Annotated in this window: 4 protein-coding genes; 2 read left to right on the top strand and 2 right to left on the bottom strand. The window is 68.4% G+C overall.

The window, feature by feature from the left end; translation table 11 throughout:
- The coding region (locus ACKAE7_RS20570) for a hypothetical protein (protein WP_408980168.1) at positions 1-253 on the top strand (253 nt) is incomplete at its 5' end.
- A 25-nt stretch (positions 254-278) separates the two neighbouring features.
- Here the strand turns inward: ACKAE7_RS20570 and ACKAE7_RS20575 are convergent.
- Together ACKAE7_RS20575 and rsmI are read right to left on the bottom strand one after the other, a co-directional pair.
- On the bottom strand, positions 279-1,778 hold the full coding sequence (locus tag ACKAE7_RS20575; protein WP_188730291.1) for an NAD-dependent succinate-semialdehyde dehydrogenase: 1,500 nt from the start codon (positions 1,776-1,778) through the stop codon (positions 279-281).
- A gap of 184 nt (positions 1,779-1,962) precedes the next feature.
- Positions 1,963-2,838, bottom strand: coding sequence for a 16S rRNA (cytidine(1402)-2'-O)-methyltransferase (rsmI, locus tag ACKAE7_RS20580; RefSeq protein WP_104185347.1), 876 nt, complete (start codon positions 2,836-2,838; stop codon positions 1,963-1,965).
- A 54-nt stretch (positions 2,839-2,892) separates the two neighbouring features.
- Here rsmI and ACKAE7_RS20585 point away from each other — a divergent pair.
- Positions 2,893-3,663 (top strand): phospholipid carrier-dependent glycosyltransferase (locus ACKAE7_RS20585; RefSeq protein ID WP_408980169.1); only part of this gene is annotated, 771 nt, incomplete at its 3' end.

The following is a 3,663-nucleotide window of genomic DNA, read 5'->3' on the forward strand; positions in this document are numbered from 1 at the left end:
GGGCCCGGAAATAGTAGACTCAAACGGCTATGACCCGGCAATCACCGGTGAGCTTCCGGAAGAACACGCGGACCGCCTCCAGGCGGCTTGGATCCCGCCGTCCGTCATGGGACGGCTGGGCCGGCTGCTTGCCGCACCGTTCCTGGCCGCGGGGCGATTCCTGCGCAGGACGGCAAAAGCCGCCGCACGCTCCCGTCCTGGTCCTTCCAGGCAGGGAGTGCGCGACGGCGTTCGGCGGCAAAGCGGCGGCTGACCGGCCGCTTTGCCTGATCCGGGCGTTATCCGGCGTAGGGGTCTGCGATGCCGATGTACTGGGTGTAGAGGTATTCCTCGATGCCTTCGAGGCCGCCCTCGCGGCCCAGGCCGGACTGCTTGACGCCGCCGAAGGGTGCTGCGGCGTTGGAGATGACGCCGGCGTTCAGGCCGAGCATGCCGGTTTCGAGGCGTTCGCCCATCCGGATGCCGCGGTTCAGGTCCTTGGTGAAGACGTAGGCCACGAGCCCGTATTCGGTGTTGTTGGCCAGGCGCACCGCGTCATCCTCGGAGCTGAAGGTGATGATGGGCGCAACCGGTCCGAAGATTTCCTCGGACAGGATGCGGGTGCCTTCGGTGACGCCGGAGAGGATGGTGGGCTGGTAGAAGTAGCCGGGACCTTCCACCGGCCCGCCGCCCAGGACGGCCGTGGCGCCGGAGGCAACGGCGTCGGAGACCAGTTCGTGGACCTTGTCCCGGCTCTTCGCGTCGATCAGCGGGCCCACCTTGGACTCCGGCTCGGTGCCGCGGGCGGTGGTCATGTCCTTCATCTTCGCGGCGAACTTCTCCGCGAACTCGGCCGCGACGGATTCGTGCACGATGAAGCGGTTCGCGGCCGTGCAGGCCTCGCCCATGTTGCGGAGTTTGGCGAGCATGGCCCCGGCGACGGCGGCGTCGAGGTCGGCGTCCTCGAAGACCAGGAACGGGGCGTTGCCGCCGAGTTCCATGGAGGTGCGCAGGACAGTTTCGGACGCGTCGGAGAGCAGGCGGCGGCCCACCTCGGTGGACCCGGTGAAGGAAAGCTTCCGGAGCCGGGAATCCTTGATCAGCGGGCCGGTGGTGGCGCCTGCGGTGGAGGTGGGGATGACGTTTAGGACACCGGCGGGGAGGCCGGCTTCCATCATGACGGCGGCGAACAGCTGGGAGGTCAGCGGGGTAAGGTTCGCGGACTTCAGGACCATGGTGCAGCCTGCAGCGACGGCCGGTGCGATCTTGCGGGTGGCCATGGCCAGGGGGAAGTTCCATGGCGTGATCAGCAGGCACGGGCCCACCGGCTTCTTGGTGACCAGCAGCCGGGACTTGCCGTCCGGGGAGACCGAGTAGCGGCCAAACGCACGGACGGCTTCCTCGGAGAACCAGCGCAGGAACTCGGCACCGTAGGTGACCTCACCGCGGGCTTCGGCCAGCGGCTTTCCCATTTCCATGGTCATCAGCAGCGCGAAGTCCTCAGCGCGCTCGGTCACCAGCTCGAACGCGCGGCGCAGGATCTCGCCCCGTTCGCGTGGCGGCACCTTGGCCCAGGACTCCTGCGCCGCGGCGGCAGCGTCCAGGGCTGCCTTACCGTCCTCGGCGCCGGCGTCGGCAAGGCTCAGCAGCACCTTCCCGGTGGCGGGATCCTCGACGTCGAAGGTCTTCCCGGAGATGGCGTCCCGCCATTCACCGTTGATGAGCAGGCCAGTGGGGACAGAGGCCAGAAGGGCGCTTTCGCGGTCTGCGGAAACGGCCGGCTGTGCAGTGACAGTCACGATGACTCCCTCGTCAGTAGGGTTGGTGCAGCCCTTGGCGGCGGCCGGAGTGACCGGGCCCATACAGGCTGAATTACTGCCAGACTACTGCGGCGGCTTCGGGCTGGTCTACGCCGTTGCGCACTGCCGCGTCACGGCGCTGCTGTGCAGCTGCACAGCAGCGCAGGCATCTTGTGCGGGACCGTCAGCGGGCCGCAAGGACGGCGGAGTACAGTTCCCGCTTGCTCACCCGGACGTCCTCGGCCACCGCTGCCACCGCTTCCTTGAGCCGGATGCCCTGGGCCACGAGTTCGTTCACGGCGGCCACATGGTCCTCCGGCGTCCCGGGCGCCTTTTCCGGCGCCCCGCCGAGGACAACAGCGATCTCGCCCCTGATCTCCGTGCTTTCGGCCCACACCAGAAGTTCACTGAGGGTGCCGCGGATGACCTCTTCATAGGTTTTGGTCAGTTCACGGCAGACGGCAACCGGACGGTCCGGTCCGAACCGGTCGCGCAGCGCCCGGAGCATTACCTCCAGCCGGTGCGGTGCCTCGAAGAACACCATGGTTCTGCGCTCCCCCGCAAGCTCGGCCAGGCGCGACGCCCTCTCACCGGCCTTCCGCGGAAGGAACCCTTCAAAGCAGAAGCGGTCCGTGGGCAGTCCGGACAATGCCAGGGCGGTGAGTACCGCTGACGGCCCCGGGACGGCCGTCACGGTGAGGCCGGCCGCGACCGCCCCTTCAACCAGGCGGAAACCCGGGTCCGAAACCGAGGGCATCCCGGCGTCGGTGACCATGACCAGGGTGCTTCCTGCCTGCACCTGTGCTAACAGCTCCGCCGTCTTGGTGGCCTCGTTGTGCTCGTGGTAGCTGATGACCCGCCCGGCCACCGTGACGCCCAGGCTTTGGACCAGCCGGTGGAGGCGGCGGGTGTCCTCGGCTGCCACGATGTCCGCGGTTCCCAGCAGTTCCACCAGCCGCGCGGAAGCGTCACCGGTGTTCCCGATCGGGGTGGCGGCGAGCACGATGCGACCCGCAGGTGCCGGGCCGGAATCAGGAAGGGTGCTGGGGTTAGGGTCCACGCCACCAGCCTACTGCTGCCCGGGACCGCCGGCCGGAAACGGTAGCATGGGCTGGTGACGCAGACCTCGACGCGGCCGGGCGGGACCGGACAGGCCGCCCCCGCGGCATCCGGCGCTGAATCCGCGAGGACAGCAGGCAGTTCGGGCAGTTCCCCCAACCGGCCCTGGGTCAGCCGCCCCGCCGACGCCTTCACGATCGAATCCCTGCTGGTACGGCTCCTGGGCAGTGCCCGCGGATGGCGCGACTACCCGCCGTCGCTGAGGCTGTGGTTCCTGCTGGTCCCCGTCCTGACCGCCCTTACCGGGGGAATCCTCAGGTTTGTCCGGCTTGAGGCCCCACCCAAGCTGGTCTTCGACGAAACGTATTACGTCAAGGACGCATACTCCTACCTGGTCAGCGGCTATGAGCGCGGCTGGCCGGACAAAGCCAATGATGCGTTCAACGCCGGAAACCCGGGGGTGCTGCTGGACTCCCCCGAGTACGTGGTCCATCCGCCCGTGGGCAAATGGATGATCGCCGCCGGCATGGGGATCTTCGGCCCGGACAACCCTTTTGGCTGGCGCTTCGCGGCAGCACTGACCGGCACACTGTCCATCCTGCTCCTGTCCCTTATTGCCCTGAAGCTCTTCCGGTCGCTTCCCCTGGCGGGGGCCGCCGGGCTCCTCCTTGCGGTGGACGGCCACCACCTGGTGATGTCCCGGACGTCGCTGCTGGATATCTTCCTGATGTTCTGGGTCCTGGCCGCCTTCGGGGCCCTCCTGCTGGACCGGGACAACGGCCGGCGGCGGCTGGCGCTCCGGCTGGCGCTCCGGCTGGCGCTGGCC

Origin of the sequence: Pseudarthrobacter sp. NKDBFgelt (genome assembly GCF_046097905.1) — a bacterium.
GTDB lineage: Bacteria > Actinomycetota > Actinomycetes > Actinomycetales > Micrococcaceae > Arthrobacter > Arthrobacter polychromogenes.